The 26,623-nt window shown below is 52.8% G+C and carries 18 protein-coding genes; 5 read left to right on the top strand and 13 right to left on the bottom strand.

Annotation, left to right across the window (positions count from 1 at the left end; genetic code table 11):
* The first annotated feature begins 73 nt into the window (after window positions 1–73).
* Window positions 74–1,432: a glycerol-3-phosphate transporter gene (glpT, locus tag FDW98_RS12120; RefSeq protein ID WP_096756402.1), complete on the top strand. Its 1,359-nt coding sequence runs from the start codon at window positions 74–76 to the stop codon at window positions 1,430–1,432.
* A 3-nt stretch (window positions 1,433–1,435) separates the two neighbouring features.
* Window positions 1,436–2,503 carry a glycerophosphodiester phosphodiesterase gene (gene glpQ, locus FDW98_RS12115; protein ID WP_096756403.1) on the top strand — a complete coding sequence of 356 codons (1,068 nt, stop codon included), beginning with the start codon at window positions 1,436–1,438 and terminating at the stop codon, window positions 2,501–2,503.
* Window positions 2,504–2,563: 60 nt separating this feature from the next.
* Here glpQ and FDW98_RS12110 read toward each other — a convergent pair whose 3' ends face one another.
* Window positions 2,564–3,442: a LysR family transcriptional regulator gene (locus FDW98_RS12110; protein WP_096756404.1), complete on the bottom strand. Its 879-nt coding sequence runs from the start codon at window positions 3,440–3,442 to the stop codon at window positions 2,564–2,566.
* A 161-nt stretch (window positions 3,443–3,603) separates the two neighbouring features.
* Here FDW98_RS12110 and FDW98_RS12105 point away from each other — a divergent pair, with 161 nt between their 5' ends.
* A complete protein-coding gene (locus FDW98_RS12105; protein WP_137398853.1) occupies window positions 3,604–4,794 on the top strand; it encodes an MFS transporter in 1,191 nt (396 codons plus the stop codon).
* A 3-nt stretch (window positions 4,795–4,797) separates the two neighbouring features.
* Here FDW98_RS12105 and yfaE read toward each other — a convergent pair whose 3' ends face one another.
* The 4 genes from yfaE to ubiG all read right to left on the bottom strand — a co-directional run bounded on the left by yfaE (window position 4,798) and on the right by ubiG (window position 9,678).
* Complete coding sequence (gene yfaE / locus FDW98_RS12100; RefSeq protein WP_096756406.1) at window positions 4,798–5,052, bottom strand: ferredoxin-like diferric-tyrosyl radical cofactor maintenance protein YfaE; 255 nt, start codon at window positions 5,050–5,052, stop codon at window positions 4,798–4,800.
* Window positions 5,052–6,182, bottom strand: a complete 1,131-nt coding sequence (nrdB, locus tag FDW98_RS12095; protein WP_096756407.1) for a class Ia ribonucleoside-diphosphate reductase subunit beta — start codon at window positions 6,180–6,182, stop codon at window positions 5,052–5,054. The genes yfaE and nrdB overlap by 1 nt, the downstream gene beginning before the upstream one ends.
* Window positions 6,183–6,294: 112 nt before the next feature.
* Window positions 6,295–8,580, bottom strand: a complete 2,286-nt coding sequence (gene nrdA, locus FDW98_RS12090; protein WP_096756408.1) for a class 1a ribonucleoside-diphosphate reductase subunit alpha — start codon at window positions 8,578–8,580, stop codon at window positions 6,295–6,297.
* Between the two features lie 369 nt (window positions 8,581–8,949).
* A complete protein-coding gene (gene ubiG, locus FDW98_RS12085) occupies window positions 8,950–9,678 on the bottom strand; it encodes a bifunctional 2-polyprenyl-6-hydroxyphenol methylase/3-demethylubiquinol 3-O-methyltransferase UbiG (protein ID WP_096756409.1) in 729 nt (242 codons plus the stop codon).
* 158 nt (window positions 9,679–9,836) lie between these two features.
* Between ubiG and gyrA the strand changes: the two genes are divergently transcribed.
* Window positions 9,837–12,473, top strand: a complete 2,637-nt coding sequence (gene gyrA, locus FDW98_RS12080) for a DNA topoisomerase (ATP-hydrolyzing) subunit A (RefSeq protein WP_096756410.1) — start codon at window positions 9,837–9,839, stop codon at window positions 12,471–12,473.
* Window positions 12,474–12,517: 44 nt separating this feature from the next.
* Here the strand turns inward: gyrA and FDW98_RS12075 are convergent, their stop codons facing one another.
* The 6 genes from FDW98_RS12075 to atoS form a co-directional block, all read right to left on the bottom strand.
* Complete coding sequence (locus tag FDW98_RS12075) at window positions 12,518–13,702, bottom strand: acetyl-CoA C-acetyltransferase (protein WP_096756411.1); 1,185 nt, start codon at window positions 13,700–13,702, stop codon at window positions 12,518–12,520.
* A 30-nt stretch (window positions 13,703–13,732) separates the two neighbouring features.
* Window positions 13,733–15,055: a TIGR00366 family protein gene (locus FDW98_RS12070; RefSeq protein WP_096756412.1), complete on the bottom strand. Its 1,323-nt coding sequence runs from the start codon at window positions 15,053–15,055 to the stop codon at window positions 13,733–13,735.
* Window positions 15,052–15,702: a 3-oxoacid CoA-transferase subunit B gene (locus FDW98_RS12065; RefSeq protein WP_096756413.1), complete on the bottom strand. Its 651-nt coding sequence runs from the start codon at window positions 15,700–15,702 to the stop codon at window positions 15,052–15,054. Before FDW98_RS12065 ends, FDW98_RS12070 begins: the two co-directional genes overlap by 4 nt.
* A 2-nt stretch (window positions 15,703–15,704) precedes the next feature.
* On the bottom strand, window positions 15,705–16,364 hold the full coding sequence (gene atoD, locus FDW98_RS12060) for an acetate CoA-transferase subunit alpha (protein WP_096756414.1): 660 nt from the start codon (window positions 16,362–16,364) through the stop codon (window positions 15,705–15,707).
* Window positions 16,365–16,561: 197 nt separating this feature from the next.
* Window positions 16,562–17,947, bottom strand: a complete 1,386-nt coding sequence (atoC, locus tag FDW98_RS12055) for an acetoacetate metabolism transcriptional regulator AtoC (RefSeq protein ID WP_096756415.1) — start codon at window positions 17,945–17,947, stop codon at window positions 16,562–16,564.
* A complete protein-coding gene (atoS, locus tag FDW98_RS12050; protein WP_096756416.1) occupies window positions 17,944–19,782 on the bottom strand; it encodes a two-component system sensor histidine kinase AtoS in 1,839 nt (612 codons plus the stop codon). The genes atoC and atoS overlap by 4 nt, the downstream gene beginning before the upstream one ends.
* Before the next feature lie 167 nt (window positions 19,783–19,949).
* Between atoS and rcsC the strand changes: the two genes are divergently transcribed.
* Window positions 19,950–22,796 carry a two-component system sensor histidine kinase RcsC gene (rcsC, locus tag FDW98_RS12045; RefSeq protein ID WP_096756417.1) on the top strand — a complete coding sequence of 949 codons (2,847 nt, stop codon included), beginning with the start codon at window positions 19,950–19,952 and terminating at the stop codon, window positions 22,794–22,796.
* Window positions 22,797–22,910: 114 nt separating this feature from the next.
* On the opposite strand, the gene rcsB is transcribed toward rcsC, so the two are convergent.
* Together rcsB and rcsD are read right to left on the bottom strand one after the other, a co-directional pair.
* Entirely contained in the window at window positions 22,911–23,561 is a 651-nt protein-coding gene (gene rcsB / locus FDW98_RS12040) for a response regulator transcription factor RcsB (RefSeq protein ID WP_096756418.1), read from the bottom strand.
* 16 nt (window positions 23,562–23,577) lie between these two features.
* Window positions 23,578–26,247, bottom strand: coding sequence for a phosphotransferase RcsD (gene rcsD / locus FDW98_RS12035; RefSeq protein ID WP_096756419.1), 2,670 nt, complete (start codon window positions 26,245–26,247; stop codon window positions 23,578–23,580).
* Window positions 26,248–26,623: the final 376 nt, after the last annotated feature.

Here is a 26,623-nt window from a genome sequence, read left to right as displayed (position 1 = left end):
GGGGAGGTTGCGTCGTGATGACGTACTTACAGTGTTTCCTTCGAACAAAAGACGGCCACGGAGACTACATACTATGTTGAGCATTTTTAAACCCGCGTCACATACGGCGCGCTTACCTGCAGCGGAAATCGATCCCACCTATCGTCGATTGCGCTGGCAGATTTTCTTGGGGATATTTTTTGGTTATGCGGCGTACTATCTGGTACGTAAGAACTTTGCCCTGGCGATGCCATATCTGGTTGAGCAGGGTTTCTCCCGTGGCGATCTGGGTTTTGCGTTATCCGGTATTTCCATTGCCTATGGTTTTTCGAAATTTATCATGGGGTCCATTTCGGACCGCTCGAATCCGCGCGTTTTCCTGCCTGCCGGTCTGATTCTGGCGGCGGCGGTGATGTTGTTCATGGGCTTTGTGCCGTGGGCGACGTCCAGTATCGCGGTGATGTTTGTGCTGCTGTTCCTGTGTGGCTGGTTCCAGGGGATGGGGTGGCCGCCGTGCGGTCGTACCATGGTGCACTGGTGGTCGCAGAAAGAGCGTGGCGGTATTGTGTCCGTGTGGAATTGCGCGCATAACGTCGGTGGTGGTCTGCCTCCGCTGCTGTTCCTGCTGGGTATGGCCTGGTTTAACGACTGGAAAGCGGCATTGTACATGCCGGCATTCGGTGCGATTGTTGTCGCCCTGATTGCTTTTGCCCTGATGCGCGATACGCCGCAGTCCTGTGGCTTGCCGCCGATTGAAGAGTATAAGAACGACTATCCGGATGATTACAGCGAAAAAGCCGAAGAAGAGCTGACTGCGAAGCAGATCTTCATGCAGTACGTGCTGCCAAACAAACTGCTGTGGTACATCGCGATCGCCAACGTGTTTGTCTATTTACTGCGTTACGGCATCCTCGACTGGTCGCCGACCTACCTGAAAGAAGTGAAGCATTTCGCACTGGATAAATCCTCCTGGGCCTACTTCCTGTATGAATATGCGGGTATCCCGGGCACCCTGCTGTGTGGCTGGATGTCGGATAAAGTCTTCCGTGGCAACCGTGGCGCAACCGGCGTGTTCTTCATGACGCTGGTGACCATTGCAACGATCGTTTACTGGATGAACCCGGCGGGCAATCCGAACGTTGATATGGCATGTATGATTATCATCGGCTTCCTGATCTACGGTCCGGTCATGCTGATTGGTCTGCACGCGCTGGAACTGGCACCGAAAAAAGCGGCGGGTACGGCGGCAGGCTTTACCGGGCTGTTTGGTTACCTGGGCGGCTCTGTGGCAGCGAGCGCCATTGTCGGTTACACCGTTGACTTCTTCGGCTGGGACGGTGGCTTTATGGTGATGATTGGCGGCAGCGTGCTGGCGGTTATTCTGCTGGTGGTCGTCATGTTTGGTGAAAAGCGCCATCACGCAGAGATGGAACTGAAGCGTAACGGGGGATAATAGATGAAAACCACATTGAAAAGTCTTAGCGTCGCGTTAATGCTGACCGGTATGGTGGTCAGCAGCGCAGCCATCGCCGCAGACAAGATTGTGATTGCTCACCGTGGGGCCAGCGGCTATTTACCGGAGCATACGCTGCCGGCAAAAGCGATGGCCTATGCGCAGGGCGCGGACTATCTCGAGCAGGATCTGGTGATGACCAAGGACGACCATCTGGTCGTTCTGCATGACCACTATCTTGACCGGGTCACCGATGTCGCCGAGCGTTTCCCGGATCGCGCCCGTAAAGATGGTCGCTACTACGCTATCGACTTTACGCTGGATGAGATCAAATCGCTGAAATTTACCGAAGGTTTCGATATCGAAAATGGCAAACAGGTGCAGACCTACCCAGGGCGCTTCCCGATGGGTAAATCTGATTTCCGTGTGCATACGTTCGAAGAAGAGATCGAGTTTGTTCAGGGATTAAATCATTCCACCGGTAAGAACATCGGTATCTATCCGGAAATTAAAGCGCCGTGGTTCCATCACCAGGAAGGGAAGGACATTGCTGCGAAGACGCTGGAAGTGCTGAAAAAGTACGGCTACAGCGACAAACAGGATAAGGTCTATCTGCAAAGTTTTGATGTGGCGGAACTCAAGCGCATCAAGAATGAGCTGGAACCCAAAATGGGGATGGACCTCAACCTGGTGCAGCTGATTGCCTATACCGACTGGAATGAAACCCAGGAGAAAAAACCGGACGGCAGTTGGGTTAACTACAACTATGACTGGATGTTTAAACCGGGCGCGATGAAGCAGGTTGCTGAGTACGCGGATGGCATTGGCCCGGACTATCACATGCTGGTCGATGAGAAGTCGAAGAAAGGCAACATCGTGTTGACCGGGATGGTGAAGGATGCGCATCAGAACAAGATGACGGTGCATCCTTATACTGTGCGGGCCGATCAGCTGCCGGACTACGCGACGGATGTGAATCAGCTGTATGACATCCTGTATAACAAGGCGGGCGTTGACGGGTTGTTCACCGACTTCCCCGACAAAGCGGTGATGTTCCTGCATAAGCAGTAACGGTATCAGGCCTGCGATAGCATGATATTGCAGGCCTTTTCACCGGTGCATTCCCGACGGTTAGATCAGACCGTCTGCGGTCAGTGTTTCCATACATGCCTGCAGTAAATATAAAGGGCTGCCATCTACCGGCGGCTCTTTTGCCAGTAATGATATTTGCCGATAAAACGTTGGCTCCAGCGCCACCGAACGTATTTGCCCGCCAACCGCCTTTAATGTGAGCTCCGGTAACAATGCGATCCCCAGCCCCTGACGAATAAAACTGATTGCCGTATCCGGGTGGTTGAACTCGTACTTAATGATTGGTTCAATACCTTGTTCTTTAAATAACGTCATGATGCTTAATTCATAGCGCCCTTTACTGATAATCAGCGGTTCTCCCACCAGTTCTTCTACTGAGATTGTGGCTTTGGCCGCCAGCGGGTGAGCCTCGGGGACAACAACGGTGAATTTGTCCCGATAAACCGGCACGCAGTACATGCCACTGACCGGAAAATGCACAAAACCCGCATCAATGCCTCCACTTTGCAGCGAATCAATAATGGCACTGCTGTTCTCTTCATAGGGAATGATTTTGATGTTGGGGTGATGCTGTTCAAAGTAGCGGATGATACCGGGCAAAATGCAGGCGCAGGCGCTGGGAAAACAGCCGATGTGCAAGGTTCGGGCGGGGTTTTGTTTCTCCTGTTCGGCGATCTCTTTTACGGCATTCGTTTGTCCAATGATGGTCCGTAAATGTGGGAGCAGCCGGATACCTACCGGGGTGAGCTGAATATCTTTGCGCCGCTCGCGGATCAAAATATTAACCCCTAACTCTTCTTCCAGCGCCGAAATAGCCTGACTGACGGCGGACTGGGTGGTGTATAGCCGCTTGCTGGCTTCGGTAAAACCACCGTACTCAAGCACGGCCAGCAGGGCGTGGATCTGGGTTAATGTCATTAGTTATCTCTAATCAATATCATTAAAATGATTAATTTCTCTAATAAATCCAGCCTGATTATACTGGTTTTCTACCGTACTACTCACATTTTGACGCACCTGTCCGTTGTTCAGTCGCTCTGAGCGTTGCCTGCGTGCGCCGTCGGGACAGGTTGCCAAGTATGAAAGAAAAATTATGGACGAAAGATTTTTGGGTCATCACGATTATCAGCTTTATTATCTTTTTTGTTTTTTATGTCCTGCTGACGCTGTTGCCGATTTATATCCTGGAGCGTCTCCATGCGACCCCTGATAAGGCGGGTTTATTAGTCACCTTCTTTTTGGGGGCCGCCATTGTGGTACGTCCGTTTGCCGGACAATGGGTGGGAAAATATTCGAATAAAACGATTCTGGTGCTCTCTTCTCTGGCCTTTTTGGTGGTCACTGCGCTGTATCCTGTCTGCCATTCAATTGAATCACTGCTGTTTATTCGGGTGCTTCATGGTGTCACGTTTGGCGTTATTACTACGGTAAAAGGGACGATTTCCGCGCGGTTGATACCGGCCTCCCGACGTGGGGAGGGCATCAGCTTTTTCTCTTTAGCTATGGGACTGGCGATGGTCGTTGGGCCATGGGTGGGTCTGAACATGGCGCGCTGGGAGGCCTTTACTTCCGCGTTCTGGCTTTGTACAGCGGTAGCAGCGGTGGGCATTGTGCTGTCATTGATTGTTGCCGTGCCGCCGGTGATTCGTCATGCCGATGGCTCGCAGTCTAAGCTGGGGTTTGCCGCCATGTTTGACCGTGCCGCCTTGCCTTTTGCCATGGTGACCTTCTTCATGACCTTTTCCTACGCCGGGGTATCTGCCTTCCTGGCGCTGTATGCACGCGAGCTGGATCTGATGGCCGCCGCCAGTAACTTTCTGCTTTGCTACGCTGTCTGCCTGATGATCTGCCGAACGTTTACCGGCAATATTTGTGATAAAAAAGGGCCGAAATACGTGGTTTACCCGTGCCTGGTCGCCTTTACCGTAGGGCTTGTGGTGCTTGGATATACCCACGGCAGCATCATGATGATTATTGCCGGAGGGCTGATTGGCATTGGCTACGGCTCGGTGACACCGGTGTTCCAGACGCAAATTATTAGCGCGGTGGAGCCGCATAAAATTGGCATCGCCAATTCGCTTTTTTTCAACGCAATGGATGCGGGAATGGCGATTGGGGCATTTATTATGGGGATGATGGTAGAAGGCGTGGGGTATCGGGCGATTTATCTGGTCGGCGCCGTGCTGGTGGTTCTTGCCGGGGCGCTGTACATCATGCAGATGAAAAAACGCGGAGACGTGGTGCTGGTCTCCGCGCATGAAGTTCACTAGGCGTTACATCTCAATCTCAATGTCACCCTTTGCCCGGCAACAGCAGGGCAGTATCTCACCCGGCTGAATAAAGGCCAAAGGCTCTGCAATCCAGTCAACCTGACCCGCTACCAGGCGGGTACGGCAGGAGCCGCAGTAGCCTTCACGACATTGATACTCGACCTCAACATTGTGCGATTCAAGCGCGGCCAGCAGGGAAGGATGTTCATCCTGGCACAGCAGCTGTGTGCCAGAGATGCGCAGGGTAATACGGCCCATCAGAGCTGGAAATTACTCAGATCGTCGGTATCGACTTCGGCATCGATTTGCCCGACCAGATAAGAGCTGACTTCCACTTCCTGCGGTGCAACCTGCACGTTATCGGACACCAGCCAGGTGTTGATCCACGGAATGGGGTTCGAACGCGTCTGGAACGGCAGGTCAAGCCCTACGGCCTGCATACGAATGTTAGTGATGTACTCGACGTACTGGCACAGAATATCTTTGTTCAGACCGATCATTGAACCGTCGCGGAACAGGTAATCAGCCCACTCTTTTTCCTGCACAGCGGCCTGTACGAACAGGTCGTAGCAATCCTGTTTACACTCTTCGGCAATCTCTGCCATTTCCGGATCGTCTACGCCGCTGCGCAACAGGTTCAGCATATGCTGGGTCCCGGTCAGGTGCAGGGCTTCGTCACGGGCGATCAGGCGAATGATTTTCGCGTTGCCTTCCATCAGTTCGCGCTCGGCAAAAGCAAAAGAGCAGGCGAAGCTGACGTAGAAGCGGATCGCTTCCAGTGCGTTAACGCTCATCAGGCACAGATACAGTTTCTTCTTCAGCTCGCGCAGGTTCACGACAACCGTCTTACCATTGACCGTGTGCGTACCTTCGCCCAGCAGATGCCAGTAGCTGGTCATCTCGATTAACTCGTCGTAGTAGCTGGAGATGCCTTCCGCACGCTTCTGAATCTGCTCATTGGTGACGATATCGTCAAACACCACCGCCGGATCGTTAACAATGTTACGGATGATATGGGTGTAAGAGCGTGAGTGAATGGTTTCGGAGAAGGCCCACGTTTCCACCCAGGTTTCTAGCTCAGGGATCGAGATCAGCGGCAACAACGCCACGTTCGGGCTGCGCCCCTGAATGGAGTCCAGTAAGGTCTGGTACTTCAGGTTGCTGATAAAAATGTGTTTTTCATGTTCTGGCAGCGCCTGAAAGTCAATGCGGTCACGAGAAACATCGACCTCTTCCGGACGCCAGAAGAAAGAGAGCTGCTTTTCGATCAGTTTTTCGAAGATGTCATATTTTTGCTGATCATAGCGCGCGACGTTCACCGGCTGGCCGAAGAACATCGGTTCCAGAAGCTGGTCATTTTTCGTCTGTGAAAAAGTGGTGTATGCCATTGATGTGAATCCTTTGTGGGATGAGCGCCGGATGGCGGTGCAAGCACCTTATCCGGCCTACAAACCGTGCAATCGTAGGCCGGGTAAGCGTAGCGCCACCCGGCATTATTCATCAGATCTTACATGCGCCGCTTTCGCAGCCATCGTCCTGGATGGACGGCACCATATCATCCTGAGTATCTTCAGCACCGTCGCGGGTGTTCTGATAATACAGCGTTTTGACACCAAATTTGTAGGCGGTGAGCAGGTCTTTCAGCAATTGCTGCATCGGCACTTTCCCTGACGGGAAGCGGGACGGATCGTAGTTGGTATTGGCTGAAATCGACTGATCGATAAACTTCTGCATCACGCCAACCAGTTGCAGGTAGCCGTCGTTATTGGGCATTTCCCACAGCAGCTCATAGGCATTTTTCAGGTGTTCGTAATCCGGTACTACCTGACGCAGGATGCCATCTTTCGAGGCTTTGATACTCACGTGACCGCGCGGTGGCTCAATGCCGTTGGTGGCGTTGGAGATCTGCGAAGAGGTCTCAGACGGCATCAGAGCAGAGAGTGTGGAGTTACGCAGACCGTGAGTCTTGATCGATTCACGCAACGCTTCCCAGTCGTGGTGCAGCGGTTCGTTGACGATGGCATCCAGATCTTTCTTGTAGGTATCGATCGGCAGAATACCTTTGGCATAGGTGGTTTCGTTAAACCACGGGCACGCGCCTTGCTCTTTAGCCAGCTCATTCGAGGCTTTCAGCAGGTAATACTGAATGGCTTCAAAGGTTTTGTGGGTCAGGTTATTGGCGCTGCCGTCAGAGTAACGTTTACCGTTCTTCGCCAGCCAGTAAGCGTAGTTGATCACGCCAATACCCAGCGTACGGCGACCCATGGCACCGCGTTTAGCTGCCGGGATCGGATAATCCTGATAATCCAGCAGCGCATCCAGTGCACGTACCGCCAGCACGGCCAGCTCTTCCAGTTCGTCGAGGCTGTTGATAGCGCCGAGGTTAAAGGCAGACAGCGTACACAGGGCAATTTCACCGTTTTCGTCGTTAACGTCGGTCAGCGGTTTGGTCGGCAGCGCGATTTCCAGGCACAGGTTGGACTGGCGCACTGGTGCGATAGCAGGATCAAACGGGCTGTGGGTGTTGCAGTGGTCAACGTTCTGAATGTAGATACGACCGGTAGAGGCGCGTTCCTGCATCATCAGCGAGAACAGCTCAACCGCTTTTACGCGTTGTTTACGAATGCTGTCATCGTTTTCGTATTGGGTGTACAGGCGCTCGAATTCGTCCTGATCGGCGAAGAACGCGTCGTACAGGCCCGGAACGTCAGACGGGCTGAACAGGGTGATGTCGCCGCCTTTCAGCAGGCGAGTGTACATCAACTTGTTGATCTGTACGCCGTAGTCCATGTGACGTACGCGGTTGCCCTCGACGCCACGGTTGTTTTTCAGTACCAGCAGGCTTTCAACTTCCAGATGCCACATCGGGTAGAACAGCGTGGCCGCACCGCCGCGTACGCCGCCCTGAGAGCAGGATTTCACCGCAGTCTGGAAGTGCTTATAGAACGGGATACAGCCGGTGTGGAACGCTTCACCGCCGCGAATCGGGCTACCCAGCGCACGAATGCGTCCAGCGTTGATGCCGATACCGGCGCGCTGGGAAACGTATTTCACGATGGCGCTGGAGGTCGCGTTAATGGAGTCCAGGCTGTCGCCGCACTCGATCAGCACGCAAGAGCTGAACTGACGGGTTGGGGTACGCACGCCAGACATGATTGGCGTTGGCAGCGAAATTTTAAACGTCGAAACGGCGTCGTAGAAACGCTTAACGTATTCCAGACGGGTTTCACGCGGGTAGTTCGAGAACAGGCAAGCTGCTACCAGAATATAGAGGAACTGAGCGCTTTCGTAAATTTCACCGGTGACGCGGTTTTGTACCAGATATTTGCCTTCTAACTGCTTCACGGCAGCATAGGAGAAGGTCATATCGCGGTCATGTTCGATGAACGAGTCCATCTGCTTGAACTCTTCTTCCGTGTAGTCTTCCAGCAGATGATTGTCGTATTTGCCCATCTCAACCATTTTAACGACATGGTCATACAGTTTTGGCGGTTCGAACTCACCGTAGGCTTTCTTGCGCAGGTGGAAAATCGCCAGACGAGCGGCCAGATATTGATAATCCGGTGCATCGCGGGAGATCAGATCGGCGGCGGCTTTGATAATCGTTTCGTGAATATCGGAAGTCTTGATGCCGTCATAAAACTGAATGTGGGAGCGAAGCTCGACCTGAGAAATCGATACGTTATTCAGTCCTTCTGCCGCCCAATCCAGAACTCGGTGGATTTTGTCGAGATTGATGCGCTCTGTACTACCATCACGCTTTGTCACCAGCAGACTCTGATTCATGTGGTTTTTTACCTGTCCGTGAAAGAAAAAAATATCCCCCGTATTATCCACAGTGCCATGTTGTGACTAAGTCTGTGGATAAATACTATATGTAGGGGTTGTTTGATAAGATAGACGCTATATGGTGAGTATTCTAGTAGGGATTCTTTTCAGTACAAGAGTTGATTTTGGCGTTAAATTGAGGTTGCAAAAGGGTAATAATCGCTAAGTGCGCGTCTTATAAGGCCTGGCGAGGATGTCAATAATCGAGAAAAAAAATAGAAAATTTGATCGAGTGCTGATTTCTTCATCGAAGAGCGATTACGTTATATGATCTGGCACAGAGTTTGTACGCCTGATAAGCGAAACGTCATCAGGCGTGCAGATAAGTTACTCGGCTTTCGCGGTGGTGTGCACCATATAGTTCACGTCCACGCCTGGACCCAGCTTAAAGGTGTTGGTGATCGGGTTGTAGTGCAGGCCGGTCATGTGGCGCTCTTTTAACACTGTCTGATCAACCCACTGTAACAATTCCGCAGGCTTAATAAATTTTTTCACATCATGCGTGCCTTTGGGCACCATGCGCAGAATGTACTCCGCGCCAACCACTGCCATCAGCCACGACTTGCCGTTGCGATTGAGCGTGGAGAAAAACACCTCGCCGCCAGGTTTCACCAACTGCGCGCAGGCTCTGACCACCGACTGCGGATCCGGTACGTGTTCCAGCATTTCCATGCAGGTCACCACGTCATACTGGTGTGCATGTTTTTCGGCGTGTTGTTCTACAGTTTCTTGTACGTATTCCACCTGAATGCCACTTTCCAGCGCATGCAGTTTTGCCACCTGTAGCGGTTCAAAACCCATATCCAGGCCGGTGACTGTTGCGCCTTCGCGCGCCATGCTTTCAGCCAGAATGCCGCCGCCGCAGCCGACGTCGAGCACTTTTTTACCAAACAGCCCGCCTGAGCGCTCGGTGATATAACCCAGACGCAGCGGGTTAATGCGGTGCAGAGGCTTAAATTCACCTTCAAGATCCCACCAGCGCGACGCGACTGCTTCAAATTTGGCAATTTCTTCATGGTCAACGTTCTGAGTCACCGGGGCTTTTTCGGCATTCATTGGGGCTTCTACTCCTTAATTAGCAATACAAACGAGTATATCAGCCTGGCGGGATGAATAAAGCCTCTCTCAGGGGGAATCCATTTACCTGAATCTGCACGGATGTGTTATAATTTGCGACCTTTGAATCCGGGATACAGTAGAGGGATAGCGGTTAGATGAGCGACCTTGCGAGAGAAATTACACCGGTCAACATTGAGGAAGAGCTGAAGAGCTCGTATCTGGATTATGCGATGTCGGTCATTGTTGGCCGTGCGCTGCCGGACGTCCGAGATGGCCTGAAGCCGGTTCACCGTCGCGTACTTTACGCCATGAACGTATTGGGCAACGACTGGAATAAAGCCTATAAAAAATCTGCCCGTGTCGTTGGTGACGTAATCGGTAAATACCACCCTCATGGTGATACCGCCGTTTACGACACCATTGTTCGTATGGCGCAGCCATTCTCCCTGCGTTACATGCTGGTGGATGGTCAGGGTAACTTTGGTTCTGTCGATGGCGACTCCGCCGCAGCGATGCGTTATACGGAAATCCGTATGTCGAAAATCGCCCACGAGCTGATGGCTGACCTGGAAAAAGAAACGGTTGATTTCGTCGATAACTATGACGGCACCGAACGCATTCCGGACGTCATGCCGACCAAAATTCCTAACCTGCTGGTGAACGGTTCGTCCGGTATCGCGGTAGGTATGGCGACCAACATTCCGCCGCACAACCTGACAGAAGTGATTAACGGTTGTCTGGCCTACATTGACGATGAAGACATCAGCATTGAAGGGCTGATGGAACACATTCCAGGCCCGGACTTCCCGACTGCCGCGATCATCAACGGTCGTCGTGGTATTGAAGAAGCCTATCGTACTGGTCGCGGTAAAGTGTACATCCGCGCTCGCGCGGAAGTTGAAGCTGACGCGAAAACCGGTCGTGAAACCATCATCGTGCACGAAATTCCGTATCAGGTGAACAAAGCGCGCCTGATTGAGAAAATTGCCGAGTTGGTAAAAGACAAACGCGTTGAAGGCATCAGCGCGCTGCGTGACGAGTCTGATAAAGACGGTATGCGCATCGTGATTGAAGTCAAACGTGACGCGGTCGGGGAAGTGGTTCTCAACAACCTTTACTCCCAGACCCAGCTGCAGGTTTCCTTCGGTATTAACATGGTTGCGCTGCACCATGGTCAGCCGAAGATCATGAACCTGAAAGATATTATCGCTGCGTTTGTGCGTCACCGTCGTGAAGTGGTTACTCGCCGTACTATTTTTGAACTGCGTAAAGCCCGCGATCGCGCCCACATCCTTGAAGCGCTGGCGATTGCACTGGCCAACATCGATCCGATCATCGAACTGATCCGTCGTGCTCCGACCCCGGCTGAAGCGAAAGCCGGACTGGTCGCCCGTTCGTGGGAGCTGGGTAACGTGTCGGCGATGCTGGAACGTGCCGGTGATAACGCTGCCCGTCCTGAATGGCTGGAACCTGAGTTTGGCGTGCGTGACGGTCAGTACTACCTGACTGAACAGCAAGCACAGGCGATTTTGGATCTGCGCTTGCAGAAACTGACCGGCCTTGAGCATGAAAAACTGCTCGACGAATACAAAGAGCTGCTGGAGCAGATCGCTGAACTGCTGCACATTCTGGGCAGCGCCGATCGCCTGATGGAAGTGATCCGTGAAGAGATGGAGCTGGTTCGCGAGCAGTTCGGTGATGAGCGTCGCACTGAAATCACCGCCAACAGCGCTGACATCAATATCGAAGATCTGATCACCCAGGAAGATGTTGTCGTGACCTTGTCTCACCAGGGCTACGTTAAATATCAGCCGTTAACCGATTACGAAGCACAACGTCGTGGCGGGAAAGGTAAATCAGCAGCACGAATTAAAGAAGAAGACTTCATCGACCGCCTGCTGGTGGCCAACACCCACGACACGATCCTGTGCTTCTCCAGCCGGGGTCGTCTGTACTGGATGAAGGTCTATCAGCTACCGGAAGCGAGCCGTGGTGCGCGTGGACGTCCAATCGTCAACCTGCTGCCGCTGGAAGCCAACGAACGTATCACCGCGATTCTGCCGGTACGCGAGTACGAAGAGGGCGTGAACGTCTTTATGGCAACCGCTAGCGGTACCGTGAAGAAAACGGCGCTGACCGAGTTCAGCCGTCCACGTTCAGCCGGTATTATTGCGGTTAACCTGAATGAAGGCGACGAACTGATTGGCGTGGATCTGACCTCCGGGTCTGACGAAGCGATGCTGTTCTCTGCCGCGGGTAAAGTGGTGCGCTTCAAAGAAGACGCCGTGCGTGCGATGGGTCGTACTGCGACCGGCGTACGTGGTATCAAACTGGCGGGCGAAGACAAAGTCGTTTCTCTGATTATTCCACGTGGCGAAGGCGCTATCCTGACCGTGACGCAAAACGGTTATGGTAAGCGTACTGCGGCAGAAGAGTATCCGACCAAGTCGCGTGCGACGCAGGGCGTTATCTCCATCAAAGTCACCGAACGCAACGGTTCCGTTGTTGGCGCGGTGCAGGTGACCGATAGCGACCAGATCATGATGATCACCGATGCTGGTACGTTGGTGCGTACTCGCGTGTCGGAAATCAGCGTGGTTGGGCGTAACACCCAGGGCGTTATCCTCATCCGCACGGCGGATGATGAAAACGTGGTGGGTCTGCAACGTGTAGCTGAACCGGTTGATGACGAAGAACTGGATTCTATCGACGGAAGCGCAGCGGAAGGGGACGATGATATCGCGCCTGAAGCAGAAAGCGATGACGATGCGGCGGATGACGCAGAAGAGTAATTAAGTCGTAATGAGAAGGGCCGGAGAAATCCGGCCCTTTTTTTTTAGTTCATCCTTTCCACAATCATTGCGATTCCCTGACCGCCGCCGATGCACAGCGTAGCCAGTCCAAGGGTTTTATCCCGTGCCTGTAGCGCGTGTAGCAGCGTGACCAGAATACGCGCCCCGCTGGCGCCGATAGGATGCCCAAGCGCGATTGCGCCGCCGTTGACATTCACCTTTTGCGCATCAAAGCCCAGCATTTTCCCCACTGCCAGAAACTGTGCGGCAAACGCCTCATTGGCCTCAATCAGGTCGATATCAGACAATTGAAGCCCGCTCAGTTGCAGCGCTTTTTGCGTCGCCGGAACCGGACCCATGCCCATCATTGCAGGTGCGACGCCACCGCTGGCATAGGCCTTGATACGCGCCAGCGGTTTCAGTCCGGCTGCCACCGCTGCCGATTCTTCCATGATAACCAGTGCCGCAGCGCCATCGTTGATCCCCGAAGCATTTCCGGCGGTGACGCTTCCTGTTTTGTCGAAAGCGGGACGTAATGCAGCCAGACCTTCCGCAGTGGTGTCAGCTTTAGGGAATTCATCACGATCAAAGACGATTGTTTTTTTCCGCGATACCACGCTCACAGGGACGATTTCCGTCTGAAACGCGCCCGATTCTATTGCCGATACCGCTTTATGCTGCGACGTCAGCGCCAGTTCATCCTGCATCTCGCGGTTAATACCGTATTCGCGGGCGACATTTTCAGCGGTGATCCCCATATGGTAGCCTTGCTCGGCGCAGATCAGACCGTCGCGCAGGATAACATCGGACAACTGCCCGTCGCCAAGGCGATACCCCCAGCGGGCTTTAGCGTCTAACAAGTACGGTGCCTGACTCATATTTTCCATACCGCCGGCGACAATTGCCTGAGCCTGCCCGGCCTGAATTGCCTGAGCGGCAAGCGCCACGCTTTTGAGGCCCGAGCCGCAGACTTTATTAATGGTAAAGCCGCAAACGGTATCTGAGAGGCCGCTTTTTAACAGCGCCTGGCGTGCCGGATTCTGCCCGAGACCTGCCTGCAGCACGTTACCCATGATCACCTCGTCGACCTGCTGCGGATCAAGGTGGGCGCGCTCAAGTGCGGCTTTAATCACGGTTGCTCCGAGTTCGACGGCGCTGGTGGTGGCCAGTGCGCCATTGAAGCTACCGATTGCGGTACGTGCCGCGCTGACGATGACACAATTTTTCATTTTTCTGTTCCCTTAAATAAGTGGTTGCCGTCAGAACAAGGTCAATCCAATGACGAAAATGACGCCGGAGAAGATCAAGGCGGTGATGCAGTAGCCCATAATGTCGCGAACCCCCAGCCCGGCGATGGCCAGTGCCGGTAGCGCCCAAAACGGTTGCGCCATGTTCATCCACTGCTCGCCGTAGGCGATAGCCATGACGGATTTACCGAGGTCAGCGCCAAGCGCCTGCGCGGCGGGAATAACGAACGGACCCTGAATAACCCAGTGACCGCCGCCCGACGGCACGGCAAAGTTAATCAGTGCTGAACTGAAGAAGGTCATCAGCGGGAAGGTATCTTTGTTGGCAACGTTGATGAAAAACTCGGTAATGAGCCCACCGAGACCGGAGTGCTCCATCATCAACTGAATACCGGCATAGAAGGGGAATTGCACCAGAATTCCGGCGGTGCTTCGGGCGGCGGCGCTGACGGCACGCATATAGGCCATTGGCGTTTTGTGCAGCAGCAGACCGGCAATCATAAACATCAGGTTGACGGTATTAATGGTGATGTTGAAGCCTTTCTCGGCAAAATAGATGCCCAGATAGGCAATCCCTAATGCACCGATGATCAGAGCCAGAATGCGGCTCTCTTCCAGCTTTTCCGATGGCGGCGCGTCTGGTGGCAGCTTCTTCTGAAAATCTGCTTCTTCCAGTAACAGTTTCGGATCGATGCTCACCACATCTGAAGGTTTTGGCGTCATCATGCGAGTGATAAACGGCATGACGACAATCAGCGCCACGGTGATGAAGACATTGAAGCCGGTGAACAGGGTGTCGCCGACAGGAATTAACCCGGCAATATGTTCAACGGGGTTGCCCGGCGTTGCCGCCAGTAGGGGCATTGAGCCGGAGAAGCCGCCGCCCCAGGTCAGAAAGCCGATGTAGGCGCAGGCAATCAGCAACGGATAGTCGGATCCAGGAACCCTACGGGCGACTTCGCGGGCAAACATTGCACCGACCACCAGACCAAAACCCCAGTTAATTACGCAGGCGACTGAACCGAAAAATGTCACCAGCATCACCCCCTGTGCGGGGGTTTTAGCCGCAGATGCCGCCGTACGCAGCAAACTTTTAACCGGCCCTGAACTGGCTAGCGCATGACCGGTGACGATGATCAGCGCCATCTGCATACCAAACGCCAGCAGGTTCCAGAAACCGTCACCCCAAAATCGCACCATGCTGACCGGCGTTTGCGGCGTTAGCCACAGTGCGATGCCGAAGGTCAGTAACGTTAGCAGCATGGCAAAAATTAGCGGGTCGGGTAGCCAGCGGCTGACCACGCGCGTCATAAAGCGAGAGAGGCGACCAATCATGCGTCACCCCGCTGGATAACCAGATCGGCAGCAACATCGAATTGTGCGTCGGTTTTTTCACGTAGGGTGGCGATATCGCAGCCTTCCGCGATTTCTGTCAGCCACATTTTACCGTCGATGAAGCGGAAAACGGCGAGTTCAGTGACCAGCATATGTACCGCATGCTGGGCCGTCAGCGGCATGGTGCAGTGACGGAGAATTTTTGCTGAACCGTCTTTTGCGCAATGCTCCATGGCGATTATTACTTTACGTGCGCCGGTGACCAGATCCATCGCACCGCCCATGCCGGGCACCATCTTACCGGGAACCACCCAGTTGGCGAGGTTGGCCTGTTCATCAACCTGTAACCCGCCGAGGACGCAGGCATCTACATGGCCGCCGCGAATCAATGCGAATGACATGGCGCTATCAAACATGGCTGCGCCGGGCAAAATGCCGCACGGCTGCCCACCGGCGTTCACCAGATCGGGATGGGCAGTGGTGACGGGCCCCAGACCAAGGAAACCATTCTCGGACTGCAGGGTGATGTGAATATCGGCTGGCAGGTAGTTGGCGACCATCGTCGGTAGGCCGATGCCTAAGTTCACCACGTCGCCGTCGCGAAGCTCTTGCGCCACGCGGCGCGCAATACGTTGTTTAGCATCCATGATTAGCTCTCCTGTGGAATGACGATATGGTCGATGACGGCGCCGGGGGTGACTATCTGGTCAGGGAGAAGCTCACCGGTTTCGACTATTTCATCCGGCTCTACCAGCGTGATATCGGCGGCAAGGGCGATCAGTGGGTTGAAATTTCTCGCGCTGAGTTGATAGGTGAGGTTGCCAAGCATGTCTGCGCGGTGCGCACGAATCAGCGCCAGGTCTGCACGCAATGGGCGTTCAAGCAGCCAGGTTTTGCCATCAAGCGTCAGGGTCTGCTTGCCGTCTTCGACAATGGTGCCAACGCCGGTAGGCGTCAGAAAACCGCCAAGCCCCGCGCCGCCGCAGCGGATTTGCTCTATCAGGGTACCTTGCGGCACCAGTTGAACCTCCATTTCACCGGCAATCATGCGTCGACCGGTTTCAGGATTGGTGCCAATGTGCGAAGCAATCACTTTGCTCACACGGCCATTGACGATCAGTGGCCCGATACCGGTATCAATAAAGGCGGTATCGTTGGCGATAAGCGTCAGATCTCTGACGCCAGATTCAAGTAAGGTCTGGACAAGGCGAGGCGGGGTACCAACCCCCATAAAACCCCCGACCATGATGGTCATGCCGTCACGAAAGAAGCCTGCGGCGTCTTGTAAGGTAATCAGTTTTGTTTTCATTATGTTTCCCTTTTGCATACTCCATTTTGGGTACGCTCAGGGAATTGCAAGCGGAATGCCAGGATGCCTGAATAGATGATTTAAACTTTAACGTGTTGAATTTAATTATTTATTTTAAAGTGTTTTACGTGGGGAGGGAGAGAGGGCTATGCAGAGTTTTGCGCACTGTGCAAAATTCTGCATAGCAAATTTGTGCATCAAGAGCCTGACGGATCGATACCATATTCCTGTAATTTATACATCAGAGCGCGTCGGCTGATGCCCAACATCAGCGCCGTGCGGGTACGGTTGCCGTCCTGCTGTTCGAGGACCTCGACGATGATTCTTTTTTCCTCGCGCTTCATCTCTTCTTTCAGATTTCGCTCGCCGGAGAATGCAGGCTTTACCTCAGTCGTCACGCTGACCGGGTGGCGGAATTGGGCGGGCAGGTCGTCGGCAAAAATTACCGCGCCGGTACTCATTACCACCGCACGCTCAATGACATTAGATAGTTCGCGAATATTACCCGGCCACGGCCAGGTGGTGAGTATAGATATCGCCGTTGGGTCAATTTCGATAATATCGCGCTGGTTTTCGGAACTGAATTTCTGTAAAAAATGGTTGGCCAGCAGGGCGATGTCTTCACGGCGTTCGCGTAACGGCGGTAACGTCAGATGAATGACGTTCAATCGATAAAACAAGTCTTCGCGGAAGGTGCCTTCCTTCACCATCGTTTGCAGGCATCGGTTGGTAGCGGCAATAATGCGAATATCAACGCGAATGGTTTGATGCCCGCCGATACGCTCAAATTCTCTCTCTTGCAGAATACGCAGCAGCTTTGCCTGCAGACCCTGCGGCATTTCGCCAATTTCATCGAGCAAGAGTGTCCCCTGATGGGCACGCTCGAATAAGCCCTGACGCAGCGTTTGCGCCCCGGTAAACGCCCCTTTCTCATGGCCAAACAGTTCGCTTTCCAGCAATGATTCTGGCAGGGCGGCGCAGTTGATTTTGATAAAAGGACCGTTGGCGCGTCGGCTGTTGTAATGGATAGCCCTGGCGATCAGCTCTTTTCCGGTGCCGCTCTCACCGCTTACCAACACGCTGGCCTGCGAGAGGGCGATTTTCGCCGTATCTTTACAGATATCCTGCATTAGCGGGCTGTTGGTCAGGATATGCCCCCATTGCCAGCTGGTGCTCAGCGCTTTATGCAGGTTGCGGATCTCCTGCTTCATCGCCTGTAGCTGCAACGCGCGCTGGATAACCAGGTTGAGTTCATCCAGATCAAAGGGTTTTATCACATAATCAAACGCGCCGCTGCGTAAGGCTTCTACCGCCGTTTCGACTTCAGCGTAGGCAGTCATCAGAATGACAGGGATCCGTGGTTGCTGAGTGCGCATGACTTTCAGTGCCTCAATGCCGTCCATCTCAGGCATGCGGATGTCCATCAGTACCACGTCGGGCTGTGAGTCAGCAAACAGGGCCAGCGCGGCTTTACCGTCGCTGGCGCAGTGGGTTTCATGCCCTTGCAGGGAAAATGCGGTGGCAAGCATACGGCGAACATTCTCTTCATCATCAACGATGAGAATACGGTAGGTCGTTTTCATTCTGACGGGTTTCTCTGCGGGTTGAGCGGTAAAATAAGCGTGAAGGTTGCGCCGCAGCCCGGCATGCTGGCGACGTGAATATCGCCCTGATGCGCGTTGATAATGCGCTGGCTTAGCGCCAGCCCCAGACCTGTGCCTGACGCCTTTGTAGTGAAGAATGGGTCAAATATTTTTTTCTGTATGGCAGCATCAATACCGCTGCCATTATCCTCAATCATCACCGCCTGCTGCGATGCCGTGTACTGCCAGGTGCGGATGCGAATGTTGCCCCGCGCGCCTATTGCCTGCACCGCATTAATTAAAATATTCAGGATCACCTGCTTGAGGAGTTCGCGATCGGCGACGATTGCTGGCAGGTGGGTATCTAATTCGGTGGTAAAGGTAATACGCGCCTGAATACCGGAGGTTTGCACCAGGATTAGCGTCTCTTCAATTAACGCATTGAGCTGCACTTGCTGCCACTGGCTTTGTCGCGGGCGTGAGAAATCCAACAGTTGTTGGATAACTTTATTGATTGAATCAATTTCATTCAGCACTACGGATAAGTATTCCTGATGCTCCGGCAACGACGTTTGCTGACGGATGATCTGGACATAGCCGCGAATTGCCGTCAGCGGATTTCTCACTTCATGAGCCACTCCGGCCATCAGTTCACCGAGGGTGGCAAGCCGTTCCGTTTGTGCCAGTCGACGCTGGGTCTCTTTACGGGCGGTTAAATCGGAGAAGATAACCAGCGCGCCGATCAGCTCGCCATGTGCGTTATGGATCCGGCTGGTGGTGACGCTTATCTCAATGGTACGCCCACGTCCCGGAAAACTGACCTCCTGGGCAACATGCTCGGTACCATATTCGAGGGTATCCAGTACCGGGCTATAGAACTGGGTATTGGCAAACAATTTCGCATAGGGTTGCCCAACCAGCTCATGCAGTTTATAGCCCGTTATTTGCTCCGCCGCCGGGTTCATTGTGGTGACGTCGCCCTGTCTGTCGATGGCAATCACGCCGTCCGCTGCGTTTTCAATAATCAGATCGTTTAGCGTTTTGGTTTCCCGCAGTGTTTGTGCCAGCGCATTGACGCTGCGGCTGATTTGCCCCAGCTCGCCCGGCAGATCGGGCAGTCGGGCGGGTGTTTTTTGCGCCAGCGTTGAGAGTCCGTCAGTGATGATGTCGATATTGGCGCTGAGCCGACGTGAAAAGAGGATGATAAGTAGCAGGCTGCTGATTAATCCTGCCGCCAGCACCGCAATGATTCTTACGTCCATTTTCCAGGCCTGCTGGCGAATATCTTCCGTCAGCTCGTTGGCCCAGATATAACCGATGACGTCACCCTGTCGCGCTATTGGGATCATGGAGTTGAGGATGTCACCGCGCACCTGTCGTCCGGAATAGACGACGGGAGTGTTACTGTCCATCACTTCACGTCCGGGGTGATCGGCGGCGATGGTGATGCCAACATTACTTTGATAAAACGCCGAGGGCGCGTAGGTGATAATGGCATCCAGTGCTTTGTTGTAATACCCCGCGCCTACGCCTGGAAATGCGCGCGTAATACGCTCTGTGAGAGGACTTAACTCGGCATTAAGTGCGCGAATACGCGCCTCGCGCGGCAGAGTTGCGTAGTGGCTAAAGCGATCGCCCAGCGCATCGTTAAGTAAATGCACGACCGCCGACAGTTTTTTCTCTTTTTCAGATAAGACTGCTGAACGGCCTTCGGTTTCTACGATATAACCAATGGATATCGTCGGTACTATCACCATCAGAATGGCCATCATGATCATTTGGTTGCGTAAACGTCGCGGGGTAAAACGACGTGTCAGCCATTTCAGGTCGGGCATTCTGACATCCGTACAAGGTATTAAAGTCAAACGACGATTATCAGGGGTTAAGATAATGTTTTCTCAGCGGTGTATCATATTCCCGTAAAGAGAGGGCATTGCGACGCCGGGCATTTACCGCTACCTTAACCACACTTATTCATACCCTGAGGCGGAGCTTCGCCCCTTTGAAATACCTTGCTTCTGTTCATGCAACCCTAAAAGTCTCACGCTACCTGTTCAGAGCGCTGGCGCTGCTGGTCTGGCTTCTGATTGCTTTTGCGAGTGTGTTCTACATTGTGAATGCGCTGCATCAGCGAGAATCGGAGATCCGTCAGGAGTTTACGCTTAGCTCCGATCAGGCGCAGCGCTACATTCAGCGCACGTCTGATGTGATCAAAGAGCTGAAATATATTGCAGAGAACCGCTTAACAGCGGAAAACGGCGTGATGTCGCTGCGGGCGCGGGATGACAAAACCGTTGTGCCCAATTTTGAGCCGCTGTTTGCTGATTCCGACTGTGCGGTGATGGGCAACGCCTGGCGTGGTTCGCTGGAATCACTGGCGTGGTTTATGCGCTACTGGCGCGACAATTTCTCCGCTGCCTATGACTTAAACCGCGTGTTTCTGATCGGTAGCGATAACCTGTGTATGGCCAACTTTGGTCTGCGTGATATGCCCGTTGAACGCGATGAGGCGTTGAAAGCGTTGCATGAACGCATCGTTAAGTACCGCAATGCGCCGCAGGACGAAAACGGCAATAACCTGTTCTGGATAAGCCAGGGGCCGCGTCCGGGCGTGGGCTATTTTTATGCGCTGACGCCGGTGTATCTGGCGAATCGCCTGCAGGCGCTGCTTGGCGTTGAGCAGCCGATTCGTATGGAAAACTTCTTCACGCCGGGTAATCTGCCGATGGGCGTGACTATCCTTGATGAAAATGGTCACGCGCTGATTTCGCTGGCTGGCCCTGAGGGGGCGATCAAAGCTGAACCGCGTTGGATGCAGGAGCGTTCCTGGTTTGGTTATACGCCGGGTTTTCGCGAGCTGGTGCTGAAGAAAAATCTGCCGCCATCATCGCTCAGTATTGTGTATTCCGTACCGGTCGATCTGGTGCTGGAACGTATTCGCCTGTTGATCCTCAACGCTATTTTGTTGAATGTGCTGGTGGGCGCGGCGTTGTTTATGCTGGCACGTATGTATGAGCGACGTATTTTTATCCCTGCGGAAAGCGATGCCCAGCGTCTGGAAGAACATGAACAGTTTAACCGTAAAATTGTTGCCTCTGCGCCAGTCGGTATTTGTATTCTGCGCACTATCGACGGTATTAACATCCTGAGTAACGAGTTGGCGCATACCTATCTGAATATGTTGACCCACGAGGACAGGCAGCGGCTAACACAGATCATCTGCGGTCAGCAGGTTAATTTCGTTGATGTGCTCACCAGCAACAATACCAATCTGCAAATCAGCTTTGTGCATTCGCGCTATCGCAATGAAAACGTGGCGATTTGCGTACTGGTTGATGTTAGCGCCCGTGTCAAAATGGAAGAGTCGCTGCAGGAGATGGCGCAGGCAGCGGAGCAGGCTAGCCAGTCTAAATCGATGTTCCTCGCCACGGTCAGCCATGAGCTGCGTACGCCGCTGTACGGCATTATCGGCAACCTGGATTTGCTGCAAACCAAAGAGTTGCCGAGTGGTGTCGATCGGTTGGTCACGGCGATGAACAACTCCTCCAGCCTGCTGCTGAAAATTATCAGCGATATTCTCGACTTCTCAAAAATTGAATCTGAACAGCTTAAGATTGAGCCAAGTGAGTTTTCACCGCGCGAGGTGATGAACCACATTACGGCCAACTATCTGCCGCTGGTGGTACGTAAGCAGCTGGGATTGTACTGTTTCATCGAACCGGACGTGCCGGTGGCGTTGAATGGCGATCCCATGCGCTTGCAGCAGGTGATCTCTAATCTGTTGAGCAATGCGATTAAGTTCACCGATACCGGCTGCATTGTGCTGCATGTGCAGCGTCATGGTGATTATCTCAGTATTCGCGTACGTGATACCGGCGTGGGTATTCCGGCCAAAGAAGTCGTGCGTCTGTTCGATCCGTTCTTTCAGGTCGGCACCGGGGTTCAGCGTAATTTCCAGGGGACCGGATTGGGGCTGGCGATTTGTGAAAAACTGATCAGCATGATGGATGGCGATATAGCCGTCGATTCCGAACCCGGAATGGGTAGCCAGTTTACGCTGCGTATTCCACTGTATGGTGCGCAGTATCCGCTGAAGAAAAGTGTGGAAGGGCTGGCCAATACCCGCTGCTGGCTGGCGGTACGTAATGCTTCATTGTATCGCTTTATCGAAGCCAGCCTGACGCGTAACGGGATGACGGTGCTGCGCTATGAAGGTCAGCAACCCGATGCTGATGACGTGCTGATTGCCGATGATGTGCAGGAACAGGCATGGCAGGGACGCGCCGCGGTGATTTTCTGTCGCCGACATATCGGCATTCCGCAGGAGAGAGCGCCGGGTGAGTGGGTGCACAGCGTGGCCTCACCGCACGAGCTGCCTGCGCTGCTGGCGCATATATATCGCGTTGAGCTGGAGGATGAAAATCTCTCCAGCGCGCTGCCTGCCCCGGATAAAATCGGCAGTACCCACGATGACATGATGATTCTGGTGGTTGACGATCATCCGATCAACCGCCGCTTGTTGGCCGATCAGTTGGGATCGTTGGGGTATCAGTGCAAAACCGCCAATGACGGTGTGGATGCGCTCAATGTGTTGAGCAAAAATCATATCGATATCGTGTTGAGCGACGTCAACATGCCGAATATGGACGGTTACCGCCTGACGCAACGCATTCGTCAGCTGGGGCTCACACTGCCGGTGGTTGGCGTAACGGCGAACGCACTGGCAGAAGAGAAGCAGCGTTGTCTGGAGTCAGGGATGGATAGTTGCTTATCCAAGCCGGTGACGTTGGATGTGCTGAAGCAGACGCTGACGGTGTATGCGGAAAGAGTGAGAAAAACGCGGGGATAAAAAATGCCGGATGGCGGCGTTTGCCTTATCAGGCCTACGGAACATACCTCAATGAGGTATCGTTCGTAGGCCTGATAAACGTAGCGCCATCAGGCATGTTGATGGTAAAAGGAATCAGTCTTTGTCGGACGGGCTTAGCGTCACGGACGAGAGATAATTCAGCAGGGCGATATCGTTTTCAACGCCCAGTTTCATCATCGCGGATTTTTTCTGGCTACTGATGGTTTTAATGCTGCGGTTGAGCTTTTTGGCGATTTCAGTGACCAGGAAACCTTCCGCGAACAGGCGCAGAACTTCGCTCTCTTTCGGTGAAAGACGTTTGTCACCATACCCGCTGGCACTGATTTTCTCCAGCAAACGAGAAACGCTTTCTGGGGTAAATTTCTTGCCTTTTTGCAGCGACGCCAGTGCTTTTGGCAGATCCGTTGGCGCACCCTGTTTCAGCACGATCCCTTCAATGTCGAGATCCAGCACCGCGCTGAGGATCGCCGGGTTGTTGTTCATGGTCAGGACGATGATCGACAGGCTCGGGAAATGGCGTTTGATGTACTTAATTAACGTGATCCCGTCACCGTATTTATCTCCCGGCATTGAGAGATCGGTTATCAACACATGCGCGTCTAATTTCGGCAAATTGTTGATCAGTGCAGTGGAGTCTTCAAATTCGCCGACAACGTTCACCCATTCGATTTGCTCAAGTGATTTACGAATACCGAACAGTACAATCGGATGATCATCGGCAATAATTACGTTCATAGTGTTCATGTATTGGGCTACCTTGCTACAGCAAGCTCTTGACGTAAGTGTCAATGTCGCTGATGTACTTTTCTATACCTGGAGCATCTTTTTCTTGAATAAGATGTTCCAGCGCTTCACATAACTGCTTGCCGGGTACCAGATTAAGCATGGCAAACACGCCTTTCAGGCGATGGGCGGTTTGGGCTAACGCAGCGAAATCGCTGGTTTCCGCCTCAGTATACAACCTCTTAACATCATCCGGTACTGTGTCTACAAAGAGTGCATAGTAACCACTGGCATGAAGTTCGGCGTTTTCATCTCCGCCGAGGGGGATTTCCTGGATCTCTTCCTGCGCCAGCTGCTCTTCTATTAGCTCGAGGACAGCTTCCTGCATAGCATTGCTCATATTAAAGTTGACGCGCAGCTGGCCAGGGCCAATTTTGCGTACGCCAGACTCATCATCGCTTAAAAGCAAGCCCGAGGCAGTAAGATTAGACGGATTATCAGTTAAAAAGAGATCATATTCTTGACTACTCAACCGTTCATCGGGCGTGATGCAGGTGGCTCCCCAGTTTTCTAGCTGACGTAATACGATGCTACGTACCTCACTGGAGGTGACATCAACCATCACGCAGACGTCATCCAACAGGCGCTCTTCAATGTCAGCATGTTGGTCATGCAGCGGCATTTTAACATGGACGATATAACGCGTTCCAAGTTCTTCACGCGCTTTGATATTCAGGTGCCCGCCCAGTTTACGGGCCAGCTGATCGCATAGCCAAAAGGTCAGCGGGTTGGCTTTGCCATAGCGATCGCCCTGCGTTTCATTGATGAACGGAAAGTGTAGATTATCAATTTCATTCAACGTTACGCCTTCACCAGTATCCAGAATACGGAAGGTCAGGCGCTCTGCCTCTGATTCATCCTGGTCAACTTCGAGGGTAATTTTCCCAATTTGCGTGGTGGTTACAGCGTATTGAATCAACAGCAGCAGAATACGGCGCAGGGCGTCACGGTCGCCGCGGCGTTCATCGCTGGCGCTGAGATTATTTTTAATCAGCAACTGCAGGCCTTTGCGTTTAATGACCGGCAGAACGTCAGGCACCACTTCATCAATTAACGTTTGAACGGAGAACAGCGTGGACTCGCTTTTCCAGCTGTCGCTCTCGAGAATATTGGCCAACTGAATTTCATCAACCATTCGCACCAGCACATCGGCCTGATTTGCCAGTTTTTGACTGTCAGGCGTATTGAGTGCGGCGGCATTAACGGCCAGTGTTCTGGCCGGATCTTTCAGGGCACTGCCGATATTCTGCATAAACGCGGCACGGGCCTGCTGATTTTTCTCATACAGGCGCTGGGCTTGTTTCAGTTTTTTATTCACCAGCACTTCTTTGTCCTGGTCGCGAATAATAAAGATCTGCGTACGCGGTGATATCTGGCTACGGAACAGTCGGATTTCATACAGTTCATTATTAATGGTGGCCTGGATCACGCCCTGATGCTGCTCAGCCATGCTGGTTATGTTTTGCAAATTCAAATGCGGCAGCAGGTGGTCGGCAATTTTATTGCTGATGACCGTACGGTTTGCCTCCTGGTCGTGTACCAATAAGCCCAGCGGAAGCAGTGAAACAATCTCTTCGTTGATTGCTCGCAAAACGCGTAATTCATTATTGGCGGCAAGGTTTGGCGCCACGTCGGTCGAGCGGGCAGGGAGGTGGCGAAAGGTGGTATAGCCAAACAACGCCAGTGCCAGCAATGCGATGTTCAGCAACAGCGGCAGCAGGATATTTTGCAAGGTGTCGAGCAGCAATGAACCGAACGGAACCTGCCAGACCAGTCGCATATCCGTTGAGTTTAGCGCCGATGAAATCTCAATTTTGGCGTTATTGAAGCTGATACTGACGCTGTCAGGCGACTCTTTTTCATTACTGTGCTCGACCGTTGAGGTGGCATCAGGTTCCAGATGAAAACTGTCCAGCGGCATGCCTGGCGGGATCAGATCATTAATGGGCAGGTCAAACGCCACCACGGTGGCCAGATGTCCCGGCTGATTAAAGGTGGTACGCAGCGTGAAGTAATGGCCGTTTTGCCAGACCAGGCGGCGCAGCGAGGAGAAGCTTTCACGTTCATCCAGCGCATTGGCCTGCTGTAGCATTTCTGCGCGGCGCGAATCGACGATATTACCAATCGTCGACTCTTTAAAGCCGGAGGTCAGATCTTTCAGTGGCAACGTCGAAATCAGGATCAGGCTGTTGTCCTGACCATTGAGATAATACATTGACCACGGGACATTCTCGGCTCCCCACAGGGTATCCAGGTAGGTTGAGATACGCTGGGTCATCTCCAGCGTTGAGCTGTCATGCGAGCCAAAAATAAGCGCTTCGGTCTTTCTGCGCGGTTTCTCAAGATAGTAGATATCTTGTTTCAAACGGGTTTCTTGTAGTCCATCCGCTGTGGCAGATTGCGGGGTGGCGGCAATATTGTCATAAATTTGCCACGTGACGTACCGCCAGGTATCTACTCGTTTATGGATGGCATGCGTGATATCGACAATCTGATAGCTCTTATCTTTTAGCCAGGTGTTGACCGCGCTCTGGACCATCACGCCCATCATCACTAACAGCACAACGATCAGTAATAAGAAGAAACGGGTAATACTTCCCGGAAGTAGGGAGAATCGGGTAGAAGCCGTTGTGTCTGACTGACTCATTCGTGTTTAAGACCTGTTAGAACGATGCTTAAGATGAAGGGGCAGTATAAAGGGTAATGGATGAATTGCCATACTCTCGCAGCACCGGACGCATGGCATGTGTTTACCGCACATCTTGCTTCGTCACGCCGTGGTCAATCTGTACAGTCCACAGTGTCAGGTACAAATAGAAATTTTGAACCTAAGAAATTAGCATTAAATAACAAGAAATTATTAGATAAGCTTAGATGTGATTAATGCATAGAGAAATAGTTAATAATTGTTATAGTTTTTGGTTGGTAGCACAGGACTGTCAGTTTTGTGTAAATTAGGGTAAAAAAAAACCGAACGCAGAGCATTCGGTTGAAATAGGGGTAAACAGACATTCAAGAATGAA

The organism is Citrobacter sp. wls711 (assembly GCF_005281055.1).
GTDB classification, from domain to species: Bacteria; Pseudomonadota; Gammaproteobacteria; order Enterobacterales; family Enterobacteriaceae; genus Citrobacter; species Citrobacter gillenii.
This window is presented reverse-complemented; position numbering and strand designations above follow the sequence as displayed.

Bases quoted from the DNA above. Each gene is read 5' to 3' on its own strand.
- glpT (WP_096756402.1), top strand. From the start codon at position 74: ATGTTGAGCATTTTTAAACCCGCGTCACATACGGCGCGCTTACCTGCA.
- glpQ (WP_096756403.1), top strand. From the start codon at position 1,436: ATGAAAACCACATTGAAAAGTCTTAGCGTCGCGTTAATGCTGACCGGT.
- FDW98_RS12110 (WP_096756404.1), bottom strand. From the start codon at position 3,442: ATGACATTAACCCAGATCCACGCCCTGCTGGCCGTGCTTGAGTACGGT.
- FDW98_RS12105 (WP_137398853.1), top strand. From the start codon at position 3,604: ATGAAAGAAAAATTATGGACGAAAGATTTTTGGGTCATCACGATTATC.
- yfaE (WP_096756406.1), bottom strand. From the start codon at position 5,052: ATGGGCCGTATTACCCTGCGCATCTCTGGCACACAGCTGCTGTGCCAG.
- nrdB (WP_096756407.1), bottom strand. From the start codon at position 6,182: ATGGCATACACCACTTTTTCACAGACGAAAAATGACCAGCTTCTGGAA.
- nrdA (WP_096756408.1), bottom strand. From the start codon at position 8,580: ATGAATCAGAGTCTGCTGGTGACAAAGCGTGATGGTAGTACAGAGCGC.
- ubiG (WP_096756409.1), bottom strand. From the start codon at position 9,678: ATGAATGCCGAAAAAGCCCCGGTGACTCAGAACGTTGACCATGAAGAA.
- gyrA (WP_096756410.1), top strand. From the start codon at position 9,837: ATGAGCGACCTTGCGAGAGAAATTACACCGGTCAACATTGAGGAAGAG.
- FDW98_RS12075 (WP_096756411.1), bottom strand. From the start codon at position 13,702: ATGAAAAATTGTGTCATCGTCAGCGCGGCACGTACCGCAATCGGTAGC.
- FDW98_RS12070 (WP_096756412.1), bottom strand. From the start codon at position 15,055: ATGATTGGTCGCCTCTCTCGCTTTATGACGCGCGTGGTCAGCCGCTGG.
- FDW98_RS12065 (WP_096756413.1), bottom strand. From the start codon at position 15,702: ATGGATGCTAAACAACGTATTGCGCGCCGCGTGGCGCAAGAGCTTCGC.
- atoD (WP_096756414.1), bottom strand. From the start codon at position 16,364: ATGAAAACAAAACTGATTACCTTACAAGACGCCGCAGGCTTCTTTCGT.
- atoC (WP_096756415.1), bottom strand. From the start codon at position 17,947: ATGAAAACGACCTACCGTATTCTCATCGTTGATGATGAAGAGAATGTT.
- atoS (WP_096756416.1), bottom strand. From the start codon at position 19,782: ATGCCCGACCTGAAATGGCTGACACGTCGTTTTACCCCGCGACGTTTA.
- rcsB (WP_096756418.1), bottom strand. From the start codon at position 23,561: ATGAACACTATGAACGTAATTATTGCCGATGATCATCCGATTGTACTG.
- rcsD (WP_096756419.1), bottom strand. From the start codon at position 26,247: ATGAGTCAGTCAGACACAACGGCTTCTACCCGATTCTCCCTACTTCCG.